The following is a 20,275-nucleotide window of genomic DNA, read 5'->3' as shown; positions in this document are numbered from 1 at the left end:
TAGCAGAAAAGAACAAAATAATGCGTGTAAGGATAGCAATTTATTCGCATATTTCTCCACTTCGCCTCTTCTCCACAGAAAAAGAGCCTAACATTATCTAGCATGTATGGCACTCACACTTATACATGCTAAAACGATGTCAAGGCTTTCAAAACTATCTTAATCTTTCTTTTTCATTTTGCTCCGAAGTTCATTTCAATTATATTTTGATCTGGATCTAAACAAAAAATTTGTTTAAAACCACTTTTTGTACCGATGTTTTCTACTAAAGGAACATCATGTTTTGTTAAATATGCTAAAGTTTGTTGGTAATCCGTCACCTCTAATGCAAAGTGACTATCCACTGTTATGATTTCTTCACTTTTCCTCAATGTTTTAGATTCAGGAAAAACAATTAAATGTAATTGCTGATTCCCAACTTGATACCATGCACCCTCAAAGTCAAAATTGGGGCGTCGTAGCTCCGGAAGTCCAAGTATTTCACCGTAAAAATATTTACTCTTTTCTAAATTCGTGATGGCTATGCTAAGATGATGCAGACCAGTTATTTTTATCATTGGTTTCATCACACCTTTTAAATTTTTTACCAAACTTAAATCCACCGCTCTATATTATCACATTCATTTAGTTTTATCTGCATTAATTAGGAGCTTATAAAATAATATTTTCCTGGGAATTGTATGAGAATTGTATGAGTGCCTGGCACTGAAACAATTGAACAATTACATAAACACCTTAATAACAAATAAAATTGCAAAGGGAGGATTCCCTTAGCAATTTTCAGGTAACCATATTTTCATTTTTCCGCTTAATGCTAGTAAGGCAAACATGTATAAACAGTTATCATAGTAGCGTCTTACACCCGTACGTACTGGTGTGTTCCAAAACAATTCAACAAGATGCTTTGCGTTTGGTCCATTTGCTGCCAACGAGGCCATTGCATTAGTAGCAATTAATCCAACTGGATGGAGCGACTTTTCTTCAAATGGTGTTCCATCTACACTATATCTACGATAGTCCTTAGGGTCTTTATGTGCGAAAAACGCTTGTATTTTATTTGCTATCTCTACGCCCCGCTCATCAGCTCCAAACCATTCATAATCAAGACCAATATTGCTTGCTACTCGGTATGAATCGCTAAAGAAATGCCCATATCCCCTTTCATTATTTGGTGTTCCATCATAATATGCATATTCAGGAGCCAATCCTGTTTCAGGATGACAGGCTATGTTTAAGTATTCCCTACTCGCAACCGCTGCTTCTTTCCAAAAGTTTCGATCTTCAGGATAGGACCACAATGCAAAAAGTTCATAAAAATGCGGTAAATGATAGGAAGGATCAGAGTATTCTACTCCTGGAACAAACTTAATTAGCTTATTATTGAGATTCCACATTGGATAGCCCTTTCCATTTTCCCCCTGATGCAAGCAAGTTCTTAATAAATTCTTGGCTTGAGTAGAATAATCAAAGGGTTCAAGACCATCTCCCCAACGATGTGAAGCAAAAAACAACGCCATCACAAAGTATTCTTCTCCATCTGGTGCAGGGCCATTGGAACGTTTTGAACCATCAGGATTGCATGACCATGCAAAATAGCCCTCATGTTCTCCCTCTGTCATATACATATATTTCTTTGACCAATACCAGAGCCGATCAAATTCCCCTTTTTTGTCGAGCTGTACGGCCATCATCATCCCATATGACATTCCCTCTGTACGAACATCTTTATTTCCAGTATCCAGTAAATAACCACCTTTATCCCCGTGAGTATAATAGATTTTTGTCTCTTCATCTCCATAAAAGATATCATTCCAAGCATTTAAAACCTTTTCATCAATCTCTTCATCGGAGTATCCATATTCATGTAATAGATTACGATATACCCCTGAATAAAAAGCGCCTTCATTCATTCTAATTTAAGCCCCTTTCTTTTAAAAGTTTATTACTTTATGAAATGATGATTTTGGTTGATGATTTTCATCAAAAAGGAAAGGCCAATTTTTTCTTCCTTTGACAGGAAAATCATCTAGCCATGTATAATCGTCGGCAGTACCCCAAAATGTGACATTCGTAATTGATTGATGATACTCTCTTAATAAAGCAAAAATTTCTTCGTATCGTTTAGCTTGATGCTCAAGCATTTCTTCCGATGGTGTAGTCAAATTCGACCTGCGATCATTCCACCCAAAGACAGACATATCCAGTTCTGTAATATGAAGATCTAGACCTAAAGAAGCGTAATTTTCTATAGCCATTCTAATATCATCTTTATTCGGGTCTGCTAAATTCCAATGCCCCTGAAGGCCAATTCCATGAATCGGGATATCTCTATCGACTAAAGATTTAACGAGCATGTAAATTTTCTCGCGTTTTTCTGGGTGAGATTCGTTGTAATCATTATAAAAAAGCTTAGCTGTTGAATCAGCTTCATGGGCATATTCAAACGCTTTTTCAATGAAATCTTCACCGATTATCTCAAGCCATTTCGATGCTCGCAACAGCTTGCCACATTCATCTGCGATCGCTTCATTAACTACATCCCAGCTACCAATATCTCCTTTATACCTGTCTACTACCGTAAATATATGATTTTTCATCCTACTTAAAAGTTCGCTTCTTGATGTATTTTCAAATACCCAATCAGGCGTTTGATTATGCCATACGAGCGCATGACCTCTCATTTGCATGCCATTTTCTTTTGCAAAAGTTACAAGTCTATCTGCATTTTCAAAGGTAAATTGATTATCCTTTGGCTGTAAATGCTCAAATTTCATTTCATTTTCTGCCGTAATACTATTAAAATGATTTTTTAGTAGACTATCATGAAGCTTAATTGTATTCGTACTAACTGCTGAGCCAATTGAAAAATACTCTTTATATTTCTGTTGTAGGGATGGAATGTTTATCATTGCATTACTCACTTCTTTCGCTTCATTTTTTATCCTTTTACTCCACCTAGCGTTAAACCTTTTACAAAGTACTTTTGAAGGAATGGGTATACTAATATAATTGGAACACTAGCAATTATCGTCATCGTTGCCCGTATCGATGTTGGTGTTACAGTACTGGTCGCGCCAGACCCCGATGCAGCAAATGCCCCCGCTGCCGTTTGCGATGAAATAGATGCATTCGAGTTTTGCAATATTTTCATCAATTCATATTGCAAAGTACTTAGGGTTGGTTTTGAGGAATTATATAAAAACACATCAAACCAAGAATTCCATTGATACACAGCAACAAATAAAGAAACAGTAGCTAAAACTGGTAGAGATAAAGGTAATACAATCTTAAAAAAGGTTGTAAAATCCCCCGCCCCATCAATGCGCGCGGATTCAAATAAACTCTCGGATATCCCTTCTATAAATGAACGGATAACGATCAAATTAAATACACCAATGACCCCAGGTATGATATATACCCAGAATGTGCCAATCATATTTAAATCTCTAATTAATAAATAGGACGGGATTAATCCTCCGCTGAAATACATCGTTAAAACAAATGCTATTGTCACAAATTTTCTTAAGACAAACTCTTGACGGCTAATTGTATAAGCTACCATCGCTGTACATAATACAGAAGTAAATGTACCAATAAGAGTTCTTAAAACAGAAATCATAAAAGAGTATAGTAATGATGCTTCACTTAATACATGCTCATAGTTATACCAAGTAAACTTCCTTGGTAATAAAGTAATCCCACCTTTAATTGAATCATTTGCATCATTTAAAGATATCGCAATTGTATTCAAAAATGGATACAACATCACGACGCAAAGTAAAATCATAAAGGTGTAATTAAACAAATTAAATATTGCATCATCGTAAGATACATATTTCCCATTAAAACGAAATCTTTTATTCATCATGCCACCTCTTTAAAATAATCTTGCTTGTCCGAATTTCTTTGCCATAGAGTTGGCAGCGAATAAAAATATAAAGCTTACTATAGTTTTAAAAATTCCAGCTGCTGTTGCTAATGAATAATTTCCTAGAGAAATACCATATTTAAGAACAAAAATATCAAGATTTTCAGAGTAATCTAGATTCATCGGATTACCTAGTAAATATTGCGGTTCAAATCCTGATTCCAAAATATGACCTAAATTCATGATTAATAATATAATAATCGTTGGCTTTAAGGCAGGTAGTGTAATATACCTAATTTTTTGGATTCTAGAAGCACCGTCAATATTGGCTGCTTCATATTGTTCCGGATCAATCATTGTAATTGCTGCTAAATAAATAATGGTATTCCATCCTAGATTCTTCCACACCTCTGTGGCACCTAAAATCCCCCAAAAATATTTGCCTATTCCCAGGAATAAAATTGGCTCATTGATAAAGCCAAATTTTAGCAATAAAATATTAATTATTCCATTTTCCATGGAAAGAGTGTAGGAGACGATACTGGCGGTAACTACCCATGACAAAAAATGAGGCATATAACTAATCGTCTGAACAGTTCTTTTAAATATCCTTCCACCTAATTCATTTAAAAGTAACGCTAGTGTGATCGCCGTAACAAAACCTAACACTAAATTGATAGCACTCATTGCAAAAGTATTTCTTAAAACACGTAAGAAGGCAGCATCACTAAATAAAAAAGTAAAATGCTTTAAACCGACCCATTCCTGCTCAAAGAAAGAGCGAATAGGTTTGAAATCCTGGAAGGCCATCGTCCATCCCCATATCGGCAAATACTTAAATATAAACAGCCAAATAAGGAAGGGTATACTCATCAGTAATAAAGCTTTTTGATTTCGTAGTTTTTTCATCTTATACGTAAATGTGGTTCTTGAATCGATTTTACTATTTAGTGGCACATCGAGAGAGACGGAGTGCTCCTCTGTTTGCATATTCATCCTCTCCTACTTAAAAATGAATAAAGGGCCAAAGTCATTTATTTGACCCTTCAACGCTGAATCAAGTTCAATTAATTCAAAGATTCAACTTTCTTCTTTATTTCTTCTGTCATCGTTTTTTCATACTCTTCTACATCTAATTTGCTATATTCCTTTGTGTAATCTTTCCATGCACCCTCAAAATCCTTCAGTGAAGACATAACCATAATCGGGAAATGCTTTCTTTGTAAATCCATTTTTCTTTGAGTGTATATTTGGGCTGATGTTCCTTGTTCCAATTCTATACTCCATGCAGGATACCAAGGTCTTTCGTCAGGCTCTGCAAAAAGATCAGCAAACACTTCAACTCCATATTTATCTAGTAACAACTTGTCACCTTCACTATAGTTTGCCCTGGCAACCTCAGTCTGTCTTCTGGGCTCCCATGCGTTTCCATCTGAAAATAAACCATTTCCACGTGGCCAGTTCCACTCAAAATACGTAAACCCAAATTCTTCTCTGAATTCTTGATTACTAGTAAGCTCTAACTGCTCCTCCGTTTGATAATATCTTCCATCTTCATCTACTTCATATGTCTCTCCTTCAATTCCCCACATAATCAATTTTTGTGTTTCTTCCTTAGCTATTAAATCAAAATATTTCATAATTCTTACTGGATCTTTTGCACTTACAGTTATTCCGACACCACGATTATTAACAAACGCGGGAGGATCAATGTATTGGTCTTTAATATCCTCATCAAATACAATCGGAAGTGCCATATACTCTTTATCATCGTCCCCTGCGCTTCTTAGAGCATTAGTTGCTTGAGCTGCCTGCCAACCATAGTCAAAATAACCTAAAACACGTCCAGAAGTTAACTTAGCTAAATACTCATCATAGTTTGAAACAAATGATTCTTTATCAAATAAACCTTTACTATTCATTTCATTTAATTTTTTCAGCCATCTTTTCGTATGTTCATGATTACCATAAATTTTTGCTTCAAGTGTATCCTTATCTACCATGACCTCTCCATCATTCGGATATCCTGCCAAATGATTTGGTGGATTAGTAATAGCCATAAATCGCCAATCATCTGTTAAAGAAGTAAATCCTATCGTATCCTTACCATCAACTTTTGGATATTTCTCTGTATACTGCTCAATTAAATCGAAGTATTGATCTAGCGTTTTTATTTTTGGATAATCAAACTCTTTCAATACAGCTCGTTGAATCCAAAATGCTCCTTGATCTATATTAGGATTCGGTAAGTAACCTTGTTCTGCTCCAAATGGAATAAAGTATATATTTCCATCCTCGTCTGTCATTTGACTTAAGTAAGGTTCATATAACTTCTTTAAGTTAGGTGCATATTCATCAATTAAATCATTTAGCGGTATAAAAGCTTCTGCTTCTAAAATTTTATCTGGGGCTCCCGGGACCAATACATCTGGATAGTCACCACTGGCAATCATAACGCCTAATTTTGTATTTACATCACCGACAATATGCTCCATTTTAAAGTTGACACCAGTTTCTTCTTCAAACATTTTCCCAAGCTTCGTTTTGTTTGTATCAATATCTTTACCCGCTCCTTCTGCATTAAAAAAAGTAAACGTAACAGGACTTGTATCATTTGTATCTACTTGTTTGCTAGCATTGTCCGATCCTGCTTCTTTTGTTTTACAACCACCAAGAACGATTAAAAACGCAAAAAAGGTGAGTACCATTCCGTACTTAAACTTCATCTTCTTTCCCCCTCCTTAAATTTGTAAGCACTTTCATTCTATCTTTTTTTCTTAGAGGGCATAACTAGGTAAACTATAGGTATTATTTAAATAAATATAGTATTTCATCTATTTATACCTTTGAGACCTTCATTCTGTACGGGGAATACCAGTTTTATTCTCGTTCCAGCTCCGGTCTGACTTTCAATGGAGAAGTCAAAATTATTACCATAATATAATTTCAATCTATAATACACATTTTTTATCCCTACATGCTCTCCGATCTGCTCTTGCGTAGTTAGTGATTCTAATAATGAGGTCAATTTATCCGAATTAAATCCAGGACCATTATCCTTTACTATTACTTCTATCGTAGAATCTATTTTATTTATATCCAAACATATTTCCCCTTCAGACTTCCTTGGTTCAATGCCATGTATACTAGCATTTTCTACAAAAGGAAGGATGGACATATTCGGAATAATATTTTGCTTTATTTGTGGATCAATTTTTATACGATAGGTTAATTTACTACCAAATCTATATTTCTGTATTTCCAGAAAAGCTATAATAATATTCACTTCATCCTCAACCACAACCCAATCCTTTCCCCAAGTAATTGAATTCCTTAACATTTTAGCCATATTGTGAATAATTCTTGCCGTTTCCTCTTCCTTTTTAATGATGCTCCGCATTCTAATCGTTTCTAATGCATTAAATAAAAAATGCGGATCAATTTGACTTTGTAAAGCACTTAATTGCGCTTGTTTCTTTTGAAGTTGCAAGTTCTTTTTTTGAATATTCACCTTATATACATCATTAATTAGTTCTTTTATTTTTATTATCATTCTGTTATATTCTTTTATTAGCGTACCGATTTCATCTTGATCTTCAGGTCCCTTGATCACCTGAAATTGTTGATTCTTCACTTTTTTTATGTGGGTGACGATTTTCATTAATCTTGAGTAGAATGTGTTGGAAATGATAATAATAATTGCTGTGGGAATAATCAAATTAAAAAAGGCAACATAATATAAAAATCTTCTAGATTGATATACTTCCTCTAAGATCTCTTGTTCCGCAATCACACCAACTATCTGCCAATCTTTTAAACCACTATTATGATGAATCGTTTCTTGAAACATTTGGGCATTTTCAGGAATATCTATACCTCTGAAGGATATATCTTGATTTTCCCACTCCAGCTCTTTATTTTTCGCATATTCCACTATACCTTTATTATTTATTAAAAATATATCGCCCTCAAAAGTCACATTTTGAAAAATACTATCAAGTACCAGATTATCAATATCTACTTTCACAACTTTAGCGTATTCATTATAAGTTTTGAAAAAGTTCAACTTTCTTATTACACTTAAGTTACTTTCACCATTGGCTTTTGTCGTTCTTTTAATAATAGGTAATGAATCATTTTTTTCTTTATCTGTTCCTTCCCATTCCTCTTCCCCTAAATATCGGACACCTCCCGAGTAGAGTACCGTTGGATTATTGGTATAAAATTCTATCTTTTGAATAGATGAAAACGACGGTCCATATTTATTAAAACCTCGAAGCGTACGGTCATAACTTTCTATATATTCTAATGGTGTGTCGTATGAGCGTTCAAAAAATTCATTCATCAAATTATCTGTATAAAGTGAAGTCGAAATACCAATGGCATCATCAACACTTTCTAAAAAATCCGTTTTTATTTGTTTTAAAATAAGATCTATATCGTGTGTTTTTTGATCCTTAACACTCTCCGTAGTTATCATATAAAAAATGATATTTGTTAACATAATAGGTAAAAAAACAGCAAAAATATATAATATTAAGAACTTATTTCTCAAACGGATATTATTAAACTTCATATCATCTCCTCGTTTTTTTGATTTTTGATTGTTTGATTTCGATATTCGGTCGGGGTAGTTCCTGTCTTTCTCTCAAAAAGAGTAACAAAATAATCTGTACTACCAAAGCCGACCTGACTACTAATTTCGTATACACGTTTATTTGTTAACCTAAGTTGTTTTTTTGCTTCATTCAACCGTAACTCTAACAAATAATCCTTAAAGTAAATACCATATGTCTTTTTAAATAATTGACCTAAATATACCGAATTTAAATAGAATTCACTTGAAAGTGACTTTAAACTAATTTGCTTACAAAAATGCCGATCGATATATTGTTTGATGATATGAATATCACCCTTTGCATTCTGTTTTCTGAGTTCAACTATATATAGACCACATTCAAGCATAAACCTGATCAATAGTTTTTTAACTTCATTAGGCGACAACTTCACTTGATGCCAATGAATCATACGCTCTAGTAATTCGAGCCTTTTTTCGTCCCCTTTTAAGGTGTTGATTGTGCTAACCACACCATGTATACATCGATTAATTGATGCTGTCACAGCTACTGGAGCAAAATATTTTTCACTAAATGTATGAAATATTTCCTCAATCAAATTAATAATCTGTTTCTGATTATTGTTTTCGATATGCTCCATTAGTAAAACATATATCCGCTCATCTAATTCTGTATATGTCAATTCCTTAAATGAAATTTGGCAATAATCAAACACTTGATATTGTATATTTGTGAATGTAAAATTTTTAGCATACATAGCCTCTGAAAAGGACCTTTTTATTTTTCCCAGCTCTTCTACAACATCGCCAGCATATATTCCCAATTCAATATTTGTATGCGCATAAAGTTTCTCCTTCATTTCCGCAAAAAACAGTGCACGCTCATTTTCAAAACTGATTAAGTCATCTGAATTTACTATCATTCCATACAATCCTCTTTCATGCTTATACATAGGAATCATTTCTGTGGATTGAATTACAGCTTGGATTACAGACGAGATTTGAATATCACTGTATTCAAAGTCTTCAATATAAAAAAATTCAAATAATAAATAAAAAAAATTATTTTTCTCCTTTATTCTTAAGTCTCTCATCGATTGCTTATCTAATTCCAATGAATTTACATTAGATATTAGCCTCTTAAACAAATTATCTGTATTCACTTGTGCACCTAGCATTTCTATTTCGTTTTCTTCGCCTATTTGCTTTCCAAGTTTTATCAATATGCTTTCTACTTCTGCTTTTTCTATTGGCTTTAAGATATAATCAGACACACCATACCTAACAGCTTGTTGAGCATACGAAAAGTCATCATAACCACTTATAATAATAAATTTAGGACTTGAATCGATCTCATTTACTACTTTCTCAATCAACTCTAACCCACTTAAGACAGGCATCCTGATGTCTGTAATTACAACATCTGGTTTTTGATTCTGGATAATAGTTAAAGCATCTTCACCATTATCTGCTTCATATGAGATTTGAAATCCACAAGCCTTCCAATCGATTAAGCTTTTCAAGCCTAACCTAACAAATTCTTCATCATCCACGATCAGAACTGTTTTCAAGCTTATTTCCCTCCCTAATTATTTTCTTGGTGATAAGTGCCTGTATAATATTAAAAAGGCAAGGAGCTGAGTAATGCTTCCTCGCCTTTTACACTTTTTAGTTTAGGATGCTATCCATTATTTTTAAATATAGAAGAAATCAATCATCGAAATATTAGTTAATGCCAAAACTTTCAAGTTCCAAGATCAGAACTATATAATAGTTTTCCCTCACACACCGGAATAAGCCATAAATCCACCATCAACTGGTACACTAATTCCCGTGACAAATCCACTTGCTTCATTATTAACAAGCCATAATAAAGTTCCGAGTAAATCTTCAGGGTTACCTAATCTTCTCATTGGAGTATGAGTTATAATTTTCTCTGTACGTTCTGTATTTGAGCCATCGGTGTTTTTTAGCATGGCTTTATTTTGTTCAGTGAGAAAGAAACCAGGTGCGATTGCATTTACACGAATACCAGATTCCGCCATATGAACAGCAGCCCATTTCGTGAAGTTTTCGATCCCTGCCTTTGCCGCACTATATGCCGGCACTTTCGTCATTGGGCTTGGCGCACTCATGGATGAAATATTAATGATGGTTCCATTATTACCAACCATTTTTTTTGCGAAAATTTGTGTAGGTATTAACGTACCAATAATATTAAGATTAAAAACAAACTCAAATCCCTCGAGTGTTAAATCAAAAAATGTATTGATGTCCTTATTATTTAAATCACTTAATTGCAATATCTCATTTGTTGTCATACCATCTGGATGATTTCCACCTGCAGCATTAATTAGAATGTCACATTTTCCAAACTCGTTATATACAGTTTCTTCCGCTGCTTTTACACTTTCTATATTTACAACATTGCATTCCACAGCTAGTGCTTTTCCGCCTTGGTGAATAATTTCATCTACTACTTTCTTTCCTTTTTCAAAAGTTCGATTTAAAATGGCTACTTTCACACCTTGCCTAGCAAGTTCCTTCGCCATATAACTCCCAAGCACCCCTCCTCCACCGGTAACGACTGCAACTTTTCCCTTTAACTGATCGTTGATTGGAAGCATTTAACTCCCTCCTTCTTCAGGTTTTCTAGATTGTCCCATATTCCTAATATGTACATGATTCCTAGTGCGCGATCATATAAACCATAGCCGGGACGAGCCTCTTCATCCCATATCATCCGACCATGATCAGGGCGAAAATAACCAGTAAACCCAGCAGCGTGAAGCGATTTGACGATTTCTACCATATCAAGCGAACCATCACTATTCAAATGTGATCTTTCTTCAAAATCACCATTTTCGTAAAGTTTGATATTTCTGATATGTACAAATGGCACACGATCGATTTCACAAAAATACTTCATAATTTCAGGTATATTATTTTCAGGATTAGCTCCCAATGAACCTGAACAGATTGTTAGTCCATTAGATGGACTATCAACCAGCTGAATGATCCTTAGCATATTTTCTTTATTTGTTACGATCCGCGGCAACCCAAACACAGACCATGGCGGATCATCTGGATGAATAGCCATTTTTATGCCGCATTCTTCTGCAACTGGAATTACCTTCTCCAAAAAATATTTTAGATTTTCAAATAAATCCTCTTCTGTCACCTCTTTATATAATTCGAATAACTCTTTTATTAACTTTAGTCTTTCCTTTTCCCAACCCGGAAGCGAGAAGCCATTTGCCTCTCCTTCCATCTTTCCAAATAAGATAGAAGGATCAACGGTTTCTACTTTAGCTTTTTCATATGCTAGTACGGAAGAGCCATCGGCCAATACCTTCGCTAAGTCAGACCTAATCCAATCAAAAATAGGCATAAAATTATAACAAATTACCTTTATACCTATTTGCGATAGATTTCTTATAGTAGCGATATAGTTTTCGATATAATGATCGCGAGTAGGTAAGCCTAATTTAATATCTTCATGAATATTGACGCTTTCAATTACTTCAAGTTTCAAGCCATATTGCGCAACTTCTTCTTTAAGGGCTGAGATTCTATCAAGTGGCCACAATTCACCGGCTGGAATGTCCGGAAGTGTCCCTACGATTCCCTCTATTCCTGGAATCTGTTTGATATGCGCCAATGAGACGCTATCATCTTTACTGCCAAACCAGCGGAATGAAACTTTCATGAGTTATTTCTCCTTATCACAAAAATATTAAATAAAGTAATGTGGATAATCCTTCATTAATTGGTCTTTCTCTATTACTACCATTCGGAGATGCTTTACCATGACGAGCTTTGCTTTTTTAGCATCTTTATTAATAATTAATTGATATATTTCTTTATGCTGCGAAATAATATTTTCCCAATTAGAGTCGCGTGAAAGACGCAACATTCTTAAACGGTTAAAGTGGCTGTTCAAAAGCTGAAGCATATCCCATGTGCGAGCTTTTCCACAGCCATGAAATATAATTCGATGAAATTCTTCATCAAGCTCATATAGCTGATGATAATTGTTTTTTTCAACGCAGAGCTCTTGCAATGTAATATTTGTTTCTAAACGAAATAAATTTTCGCCTGAAAACTCTTCACAAGCCAACGCTACTATCTCACTTTCAAGTTTCTCTCTAATGAAGCGTCCCTCTTCTACATGCGCTAAATTAATGCGGGAAACAATCGTACCACTTTGTGGAATTATATCGAGAAGTTCCTCTTGCGCCAATTTCATAAAGGCTTCTCTGACAGGTGTTCTACTAACCTTAAACTCTTCCGCAATTTCATTTTCTGATATTTTCGTTCCCGGCTCCAATTCTAAGTCAAGAATTTTCTGTTTTAATTTATTATAAGAAAAGTCTCTTGTAGAGCCCCGTTGTCCTTCTTTAGTAATCATATGATTATTTATTTTTCTCATCCTTTCACTAGCTCCTAGGTGTTAATTCTCATTGCCTTTTCTTGTGCTTGAATACATAACTCTGCTGCTTTAAAAGCATGTTCCTGTGGCATTGCATTTTCCGTCCCATTCAAACAATCCAATATAAATTCACCGAAAAGTGGAAAACCAACCTTCCCATTACAATCAAAATGTTTTTCACCATCATGATTCACCAGGTATAAGTGATTAGATGATGTTTCTCTAGCAATATCAATATATTTTCTGACCTCAATATACCCTTCTGTCCCCAGTATAAAAACCCTTCCATCTCCCCATGTACCGAGCCCATCAGGTGTAAGCCAATCTACCCGAAAATAAAATGTAGCACCATTGTCCGCTACCAATGTCGCGTCCCCGAAGTCTTCAAATTTTTCATAATCCTGAAAATGATAATTCCCAACTTTACTGTGTAGAACCTCTGCATCCTTTGCCCCGGCAAAATATAAAAACTGTTCGATTTGATGACTTCCTATATCGCATAAAATGCCGCCAAAATATTCGGGATCAAAAAACCAGTCCGGACGACTCTGTGGATTAGCACGATGCGGTCCTGTCCCCATAACTTGGACGACACGGCCAATAGCTCCTTCCTCAATAAGTTGGCCTGCAAAAACAGCACTCTCAACATGCAAACGTTCACTATAATAGATTCCCCATTTAAACCCGGTTTCCTGCGTCTTCTTTCTTGCCTTTTCAAGTTGCTCTAGTGTCGTAAAAGCTGGTTTATCAGCAAAATAGTGTTTACCATGATTGAGTACCTCAAGACCAATATTTCCTCTCTCCGATGGCACTGAAGCACAGGCGACCAATTTAATAGATGGATCTTCTAGTATTTCTTTTTTGGAAGAAACAGCTTGGGCTGTTGGATAAATGGAACAGAATTTATTTACTTTCTCTGGATCTGGATCATACACGGCTACTAATTCCCCGCCTGCCTCTATTAGTCCGTTAGCCATTCCATATATATGCCCATGATCTAGCCCAATTGCAGCAAAAGAAAACTCCCCTTTTTCAACGACTTTATTCATCTTAATTCCTTTGGGCGCATAATTCATTCCATTATTTTTGTTCATTCTTGCTTCCCCCTTTCATTTTAACAATCTTAATGATTCCCGCCAGTAGTAATCTTGTTTTCTGAAAAGTTTTTCACGCTTGTCTTTTTTTCATAAAAATGTGTGGCTTGCTTCATGATGCCTTCATGCGTATAAAAAGGGCTGTCACTCTTAAGTGGTAGTTTTACAGTACAGCCTAGACTAGCCGATTGATAAATAGCGGTAATTAGCTCCAATGTTTGTTTGCCTTGCTTACCAGTAATCAATACTTCTTGGTTGTTTTCGATCGCTGTTAGCACATCATCTATTTGGCCCGTATGTCCTTCAAATTGCACCTCTGGCAAATCCTCATACACTTGTTGAATTTTCGCACCTAAATCATTATCTTCAATTGGGAATCCATTCTCTTTAGATTTCGAAGCCTTCACCTTCCAAGGTGCAGATACCCGCGCATTTTTCCCTTGGAAAATTAACTGTTGCTCCTCTCCATGGTGGATAACAGAGCTTGTCATTTGTGCAAGGCTTCCATCTGGATACTTACCAATCGCAATCGATATATCTTCCACTTCCGCGTTATCATGAGCAGCATTGCTCATCACCGCTGTAATTTCATCCGGCATACCATTCATCCATTGAAAAAGATCGATATGATGAACAGCATGATTTAATGTACAGCCGCCACCTTCCTTTTCCCATGTTCCACGCCACCATAAATCATAATAACTATGGCCTCGCCACCAATAAGAATCTACTTGAGTATGCACAATCGGACCAATTAATTTTGAATCAAGTACTTGTTTTAATTTCATCATTGGAGTGCGGAATCGATTTTGTGCAACTACAGATAAGATCTTTTTATTATTTTCAGCAGCTGCAAGCATCCGGTCGCATTCCTCTAATGAAGATGCCATCGGTTTTTCTACGAGTACATGTTTTCCTGCAGTTAATGCGTCAATGCTCATATCTGCATGTGTATATGGTGGTGTACATATAGAAATAAGATCTATATCTACCCGCTCCAACATTGATTTATAATCATCGTACACATCTGTGTTAAGATTAAATCTTGACGCTATATGTTCCGCTTTTTCAGGATATATATCACATAGAGCTACAATTTTGCATCGATCCGGAAATGATAAATATGCCTCCATATGCGAGGGAGCAATTGCTCCAGTGCCAATAATTCCTATTTTCAACAATGAAATCACTCCTTGTACAAATCAGACTGCAATCTTATTGCTTTCGTACGTTCACCTTACTTCCCAAAACGAAACCAACTAAAATCAAAGTTACTCCCTGGCAAGAATATGAAGGTTACTTTTTGTAGTCCTGTTATTTTTTCAAGTTCAAAGGCTCGCTCCTCATAGTTATTGGACTGTATGAATTCTATGATTTGATTACTTTCTCTATCCCCATCTGAAAAACGAATATGAATCGTATTTTTTTCTATTGGCGACCTGCCATAAACGAATAGCTTCGTGGCACCTTCACTTGTAAAATTCATATGCTCAAATTCTAGAGAAACATTATTACCTATACCTTCCACACTCTTTTCTTTTATTTCAAAAGTATCTCCATATATTTGGTCGCATTCTATTACACTATTTTGCTCAAAGGCTCTATTCTTTTTTTCAAAAGAAAATCCTTTAATATGTACCTTCTGATTAAGTACAAAACAAATTGATGTAATACCGCGCAGGCGTTTAGACAAGCGATAGGTTTCCTCTTGATACACATTCCACTTTGATTCTTTTTGATATATAACATCTGCTAATAATTCACTGCCCTCATCACCAGGCATTCCTTCCCAAATTTGCAAGGCATACTCTTCACTTGATAAAGCAAAAATTGGAAGAGTAATCACGTCTGAACCATAGGGGCCAAAGTCTATTTCACGAAAACCTACTTGAGTTTCTCCATCTCTACTGGTGGCTATGCCTCTTTCATTTCCGTTACCAACTTCCCCTTTGCTATAATCATAGAGTCCACCAGAAATAAATCCATAAGGATCCTTATAGGCGGTGCCAAGGTCCACTGCCGTAAATTCTAATTCGGATATCAGTTTCACTTTGTCCGTACCATTCTTACTTGTACAACGAAGTCTAAATTTCCCATCCCCCAATGCTGTTACCTTCGCTTTATGACCCTCTGGTTCTACTTTAGAAATATTTGATTCAATTCCAGTATCGTTTACTACACTCCACTCTATTTCCTGGTAGGAGGTATCTGCGGGATACAATTTTGCTTGAACATTAATTTCTTTTTTCGAATGATCAAATACTTGTCCAGAATTGCTAATAATTTCAATCTTTCGAAGTGGTATTTCTTCTGTGTTTCCCATTACAGATGGTAAATCTTGATTCTCGCTATTTGCAGTAATTCCTCCTATAAGCTCATCCTTTATTAAAAAAGACTCTAATTCCATCACCTTATTTTCCATACCCGGAGAAGTTACTTCGAATTGGATTGTGCCAGGTTCTAACGTTGATCCTATAATTGCCATTAACTTACCACTGAATAATCTTCTACTTATCCCTTTATATTGGTCATAATCCGTACTATCTCCATTATCTAAGCCAAGCAAACGACCTGCCCCAGATACATGGACATTCATACGATTATTCGCATTCTCTATTATATGTCCATGTTCATCTTTCACGTTAATTTCTACAAACAGTAAATCTGTACCATTAGCAATAAGTTCATTTTTATCAGCAGACAAATATATATTTTTCGCATCACCAAAGGACTTTCTTATATCGGTGGCAATGATTTTACCTGATTCATCATAAGCTATTGCTTTTAGTTCCCCTTGTTCATAAGGAACCTTCCACCATCCGACAAGCTCTGTTCCATGTTGGTGGTCAATATCATGTGTACCTATTGTGCGACCATTTAATTGCAATTCAATCTTAGGCGCATTAGAGCATACTCGTACATCAATGATTTGCCCTTCATTAAAGTCCCAATATGGCAAGAGATGAATCATTGGCTTTATTTTATAATCTGTCCATGCCGCCTGATAGATGTAATAAGCATCCTTCTTAAATGTAGCCGTATCAATCTGCCCAAAATAAGAATTCTTCGTATGATAAGGCGTTGGTTCACCTATATAATCAAACCCAGTCCACAGAAACTGGCCGAGGGAAAAAGGTGTATCTCTTTCTGCTAGAATACAAGCTTCTGCTGACTTTGCTCCCCAACTCGTTGTACTATTTCCAAGAGCAGAACATTGTTCATCATCATCTGCTAGAATAGGCTTTTCAAATGGGAAGTGATAAATGCCTCTACTTTGGACGACAGAGGATGTCTCGCTACCATAAATAATCCAATCGGGGTTTAATTCGTGATGTTTTTGATAATATTTTTCCGCGTAATTATATCCAGCAATCTTCACCATATCAGCACATTTTTGTGCGTTTTCCCATGGCATATAATTCGACCCAATCGTAACAAATGCATTTCCTTTTGGATCATACTTATGTACATAATCCATAAGCATTTTTGTTACTTCTTGGCCCCTTTCATCTGCATGGGTATCATAAATTTCATTTCCAATACTCCACATCAAAACACTCGGATGATTCCGATCTCTCATGACCCAACTTTTCACATCGCGATATGCCCATTCCTTAAAAAATCTTGCATAATCAAAAGGTGTTTTTGATCTTTCCCACATATCAAAAGCTTCAGACACGATGAGAAATCCCATCTCATCTGCTAATTCCATCAACTCTACAGCAGGCATGTTATGAGCAGTTCGAATGGCATTTACGCCCATATCTTTTAATATTTCTAACCTTCTTTTTAGAGCCACTCTATTAAATGCTGCCCCTAAAGCCCCTAAGTCATGATGTTCACAAACCCCGTTTAATTTCATTTTTTGCCCATTAAGCTTAAAACCTTCATTAGGGTCAAGGATAATACTTCGAAACCCAATATTCTGAGATATGGACTCCAATACATCCTTCATTAGACTTTTCTCGCTTCTCTGTAATACTGTTTTAAGTTGGTACAGATTAGGCTCATCTGTGCTCCATAACAAAGGTTTTTTAATAAATAGCGTTTGATGACTTGTTGTAGTTGAATCACTACTTGCAATAATTCTCTCTGAAGTTCTAGCAACTTCCTCTCCCTTGTATATGATTGTATGAGAGAGTTGTACTTCTTCACTGATGTGGATACCTGTGTCAATTTCGATCTGCCAGCCATCATCTTGCTGTTTCATTGTTATATAAACATCATCTGTTTTGATATAATTCCTATCCCTTGTCTTAAGCCATACATTACGATATATTCCTGCACCGGAGTACCATCTGCTATTTGGGCTTTGATAGACTACTTTTACGAGAATTTCATTTTCTCCTTCCACCACCGCGTCTGTAATCTCGTGTTCAAAAGAGGAATAACCATATTTCCAGTCTCCTACAAATTGCTGATTCACGTATACAGAAGAATCCATATAAACCCCGTCAAAACACAATAGCAACTGCTTTTTTTCTTTCTTACATGTGAATTTCTTACGATACCAACCTATACTATTTTCATAAAGATTTAATGTATTATAAATAAGCCAATCATGAGGTATATCAACCGGATTAAATATCAAACTATTACTATCGGTAACATCTAGCTTACTTTTCGCAAATTCCCAACCGTCATTAAAAAGTATTTTCTTATTCATGTTTGTTATATCCCTTTCTCATCACCTGGCGAATAATTATATTATTTGAAAGACTGGTTTTTCATCAATAAAATGTACAGGAACATTCGGATATATCGATTGAATTTGATTAGCCAAATATAGCATGCCAGGTTTCTCACTTTCAGCATGCCCAAGGACAATCAAGGCCTTTTTCCGTCCTTGCTGTACTGCATCTCTTACATATTCTGGTGTTTCCCATTCGGGTCCCTCACCTGTAATAATCAAATCAAGCTGATCTTGATTAAATAAGGGGATCGTATTCTCTCCTCCTCCCCTATATCCAACTAATATTCCAATACGCTCACAGATCATTGATAGGTCACCAACAACTCGAACATATGGAATATTTAGCTTCCTCTTTATGTATTCTGCAATTTCCTCTAGCGACATAACCGGAATGGAAAGGATAGATGCATCATAATAACTTTTTTCTACATTTGATTCCCAACTCAAACTGTGAAGTAAACCGGTCATAATACCATCAGGTTTGTACGCATGTAGATAATCATGAAAACGGAAGATTGCTATATTAGATTTTTCAATAAGTCTTTTCTTCTCAAGCGTTACAGGATCATTTAGCAATCTATCCTTTTTATCATGATGCTTATAATATATTCCTTCGTGAGTAATGAGTAGATTTACTCCTAGATCTACTGATTGTTGAATCACATCATTCGTTGCGATAAATGTTGTAGCAATTCCCTTTACTAATGCGTCTTTATCCCCTACTTTAAGCGCATCTACTGTCACTTTTTGTTTTTGTACCGGTTCCATTAATCTATCTAATACATGCTGAATGGTTATTGTCATTAATCTATCACCTACCTAAACACATAAATTAAAAGAGATAAAATCGCTTCCATTTATGGCCCTTATTTCACTTCGTGTAGTTTAGTTTGATATCTTCAATGATGTCTTTACTATTTAATGTTAAAAGATAGCAAAGGGCACCTGCTATAAACAAAATAAGAAAATTTGAAGTGATAAACATGAAGAATAGGGCTATTATTATAATGCCGATATTACCGAAACTGATCTTCAGCTTTTTAAAACTATAATAGATTGAAAGTTTATATACGTCTCTTATCCTAAATTTAAATTTGGCAGTAATCGGGAATACATAAAGCGAGAGACATATAAGTACAATAAGAGCAACCAAAAATACAATACTTAATACTTGATTGATCACAGTACTTTCCGCGTAAAAATATTGTAAATCGACAATTAGAATAAATAGAAGGGCAAGCATTGGTATCCACACTTTTAATGTATCTTTAAAATTAACTTTATAACCATAGAAAAAGTCTCTGGTAGGAGAAATTTCTTTATCACGAACCAATTTATCCATCACATAACAAAGCGCCATGATAGCAGGTCCAGTGGGGATCAATGCCAAGAAAATAATAATAAGATTAGAAAAAACAGGTTCTAAAGCCATAAAGAAAAATAAAAAAATAGTATTGCAAAGCACAAAGTAAATATTAGTTAGCGTTAACCAATAGATATGATTGGAGATCATAAAAAATATCCCTTGACCAAATTCTTTACGATTATTCATGCTTGTTCATCCTTCTTGTAGTTGTTTATGGGTAAATTTTCGAGTGGAGTAATTTCATAT

General features: G+C 35.3%; 16 protein-coding genes. All 16 read right to left on the bottom strand.

Annotation, left to right across the window (positions count from 1 at the left end):
• Positions 1–173 precede the first annotated feature (173 nt).
• On the bottom strand, positions 174–590 hold the full coding sequence (locus BLE01S_RS01410) for a VOC family protein (protein WP_326255769.1): 417 nt from the start codon (positions 588–590) through the stop codon (positions 174–176).
• A gap of 180 nt (positions 591–770) precedes the next feature.
• The gene (locus BLE01S_RS01405) at positions 771–1,910 is read right to left on the bottom strand and encodes a family 8 glycosyl hydrolase (protein WP_066136453.1); all 1,140 of its coding nucleotides are present in this window, start codon (positions 1,908–1,910) and stop codon (positions 771–773) included.
• Positions 1,911–1,931: 21 nt separating this feature from the next.
• Positions 1,932–2,921 (bottom strand): endo-1,4-beta-xylanase, encoded by a 990-nt coding sequence (locus BLE01S_RS01400; protein WP_066136450.1) that lies wholly within the window; start codon positions 2,919–2,921, stop codon positions 1,932–1,934.
• Between the two features lie 17 nt (positions 2,922–2,938).
• On the bottom strand, positions 2,939–3,865 hold the full coding sequence (locus tag BLE01S_RS01395; RefSeq protein WP_066136449.1) for a carbohydrate ABC transporter permease: 927 nt from the start codon (positions 3,863–3,865) through the stop codon (positions 2,939–2,941).
• A gap of 12 nt (positions 3,866–3,877) precedes the next feature.
• Positions 3,878–4,777 carry an ABC transporter permease gene (locus tag BLE01S_RS01390; protein ID WP_231955935.1) on the bottom strand — a complete coding sequence of 300 codons (900 nt, stop codon included), beginning with the start codon at positions 4,775–4,777 and terminating at the stop codon, positions 3,878–3,880.
• Positions 4,778–4,935: 158 nt separating this feature from the next.
• The gene (locus tag BLE01S_RS01385) at positions 4,936–6,594 is read right to left on the bottom strand and encodes an ABC transporter substrate-binding protein (protein ID WP_066136442.1); all 1,659 of its coding nucleotides are present in this window, start codon (positions 6,592–6,594) and stop codon (positions 4,936–4,938) included.
• A 104-nt stretch (positions 6,595–6,698) separates the two neighbouring features.
• The gene (locus BLE01S_RS01380; RefSeq protein WP_066136441.1) at positions 6,699–8,444 is read right to left on the bottom strand and encodes a sensor histidine kinase; all 1,746 of its coding nucleotides are present in this window, start codon (positions 8,442–8,444) and stop codon (positions 6,699–6,701) included.
• Complete coding sequence (locus tag BLE01S_RS01375) at positions 8,441–10,015, bottom strand: response regulator transcription factor (RefSeq protein WP_066136438.1); 1,575 nt, start codon at positions 10,013–10,015, stop codon at positions 8,441–8,443. Before BLE01S_RS01375 ends, BLE01S_RS01380 begins: the two co-directional genes overlap by 4 nt.
• A 210-nt stretch (positions 10,016–10,225) precedes the next feature.
• Complete coding sequence (locus BLE01S_RS01370) at positions 10,226–11,071, bottom strand: SDR family oxidoreductase (RefSeq protein ID WP_066136436.1); 846 nt, start codon at positions 11,069–11,071, stop codon at positions 10,226–10,228.
• Positions 11,047–12,153 carry a mannonate dehydratase gene (gene uxuA, locus BLE01S_RS01365; RefSeq protein ID WP_066136435.1) on the bottom strand — a complete coding sequence of 369 codons (1,107 nt, stop codon included), beginning with the start codon at positions 12,151–12,153 and terminating at the stop codon, positions 11,047–11,049. Before uxuA ends, BLE01S_RS01370 begins: the two co-directional genes overlap by 25 nt.
• Positions 12,154–12,180: 27 nt before the next feature.
• The gene (locus BLE01S_RS01360; RefSeq protein ID WP_411825154.1) at positions 12,181–12,876 is read right to left on the bottom strand and encodes a GntR family transcriptional regulator; all 696 of its coding nucleotides are present in this window, start codon (positions 12,874–12,876) and stop codon (positions 12,181–12,183) included.
• A gap of 14 nt (positions 12,877–12,890) precedes the next feature.
• Complete coding sequence (locus BLE01S_RS01355) at positions 12,891–13,970, bottom strand: Gfo/Idh/MocA family protein (RefSeq protein ID WP_066136432.1); 1,080 nt, start codon at positions 13,968–13,970, stop codon at positions 12,891–12,893.
• Positions 13,971–13,999: 29 nt separating this feature from the next.
• On the bottom strand, positions 14,000–15,151 hold the full coding sequence (locus tag BLE01S_RS01350) for a Gfo/Idh/MocA family protein (protein ID WP_066136429.1): 1,152 nt from the start codon (positions 15,149–15,151) through the stop codon (positions 14,000–14,002).
• 56 nt (positions 15,152–15,207) lie between these two features.
• Positions 15,208–18,636 carry a glycoside hydrolase family 2 TIM barrel-domain containing protein gene (locus BLE01S_RS01345; protein ID WP_066136426.1) on the bottom strand — a complete coding sequence of 1,143 codons (3,429 nt, stop codon included), beginning with the start codon at positions 18,634–18,636 and terminating at the stop codon, positions 15,208–15,210.
• 36 nt (positions 18,637–18,672) lie between these two features.
• Positions 18,673–19,467 (bottom strand): Nif3-like dinuclear metal center hexameric protein, encoded by a 795-nt coding sequence (locus BLE01S_RS01340; RefSeq protein WP_066136424.1) that lies wholly within the window; start codon positions 19,465–19,467, stop codon positions 18,673–18,675.
• A gap of 67 nt (positions 19,468–19,534) precedes the next feature.
• Complete coding sequence (locus BLE01S_RS01335) at positions 19,535–20,215, bottom strand: YesL family protein (RefSeq protein WP_066136421.1); 681 nt, start codon at positions 20,213–20,215, stop codon at positions 19,535–19,537.
• Positions 20,216–20,275 lie beyond the last annotated feature (60 nt).

It is taken from the genome of Lederbergia lenta NBRC 16444, assembly GCF_001591545.1.
In the GTDB taxonomy this organism is placed as follows: domain Bacteria; phylum Bacillota; class Bacilli; order Bacillales; family Bacillaceae_C; genus Lederbergia; species Lederbergia lenta.
The sequence above is the reverse complement of the archived record's forward strand: the minus strand, read 5'-3'. Positions and strand labels throughout refer to the sequence as shown.

Excerpts from the sequence above, each read along its gene's own strand:
- BLE01S_RS01405 (WP_066136453.1), bottom strand. The coding sequence starts at position 1,910 with ATGAATGAAGGCGCTTTTTATTCAGGGGTATATCGTAATCTATTACAT.
- BLE01S_RS01395 (WP_066136449.1), bottom strand. The coding sequence starts at position 3,865 with ATGAATAAAAGATTTCGTTTTAATGGGAAATATGTATCTTACGATGAT.
- BLE01S_RS01390 (WP_231955935.1), bottom strand. The coding sequence starts at position 4,777 with ATGAAAAAACTACGAAATCAAAAAGCTTTATTACTGATGAGTATACCC.
- BLE01S_RS01385 (WP_066136442.1), bottom strand. The coding sequence starts at position 6,594 with ATGAAGTTTAAGTACGGAATGGTACTCACCTTTTTTGCGTTTTTAATC.
- BLE01S_RS01380 (WP_066136441.1), bottom strand. The coding sequence starts at position 8,444 with ATGAAGTTTAATAATATCCGTTTGAGAAATAAGTTCTTAATATTATAT.
- BLE01S_RS01370 (WP_066136436.1), bottom strand. The coding sequence starts at position 11,071 with ATGCTTCCAATCAACGATCAGTTAAAGGGAAAAGTTGCAGTCGTTACC.
- uxuA (WP_066136435.1), bottom strand. The coding sequence starts at position 12,153 with ATGAAAGTTTCATTCCGCTGGTTTGGCAGTAAAGATGATAGCGTCTCA.
- BLE01S_RS01360 (WP_411825154.1), bottom strand. The coding sequence starts at position 12,876 with ATGAGAAAAATAAATAATCATATGATTACTAAAGAAGGACAACGGGGC.
- BLE01S_RS01355 (WP_066136432.1), bottom strand. The coding sequence starts at position 13,970 with ATGAACAAAAATAATGGAATGAATTATGCGCCCAAAGGAATTAAGATG.
- BLE01S_RS01345 (WP_066136426.1), bottom strand. The coding sequence starts at position 18,636 with ATGAATAAGAAAATACTTTTTAATGACGGTTGGGAATTTGCGAAAAGT.
- BLE01S_RS01340 (WP_066136424.1), bottom strand. The coding sequence starts at position 19,467 with ATGACAATAACCATTCAGCATGTATTAGATAGATTAATGGAACCGGTA.
- BLE01S_RS01335 (WP_066136421.1), bottom strand. The coding sequence starts at position 20,215 with ATGAATAATCGTAAAGAATTTGGTCAAGGGATATTTTTTATGATCTCC.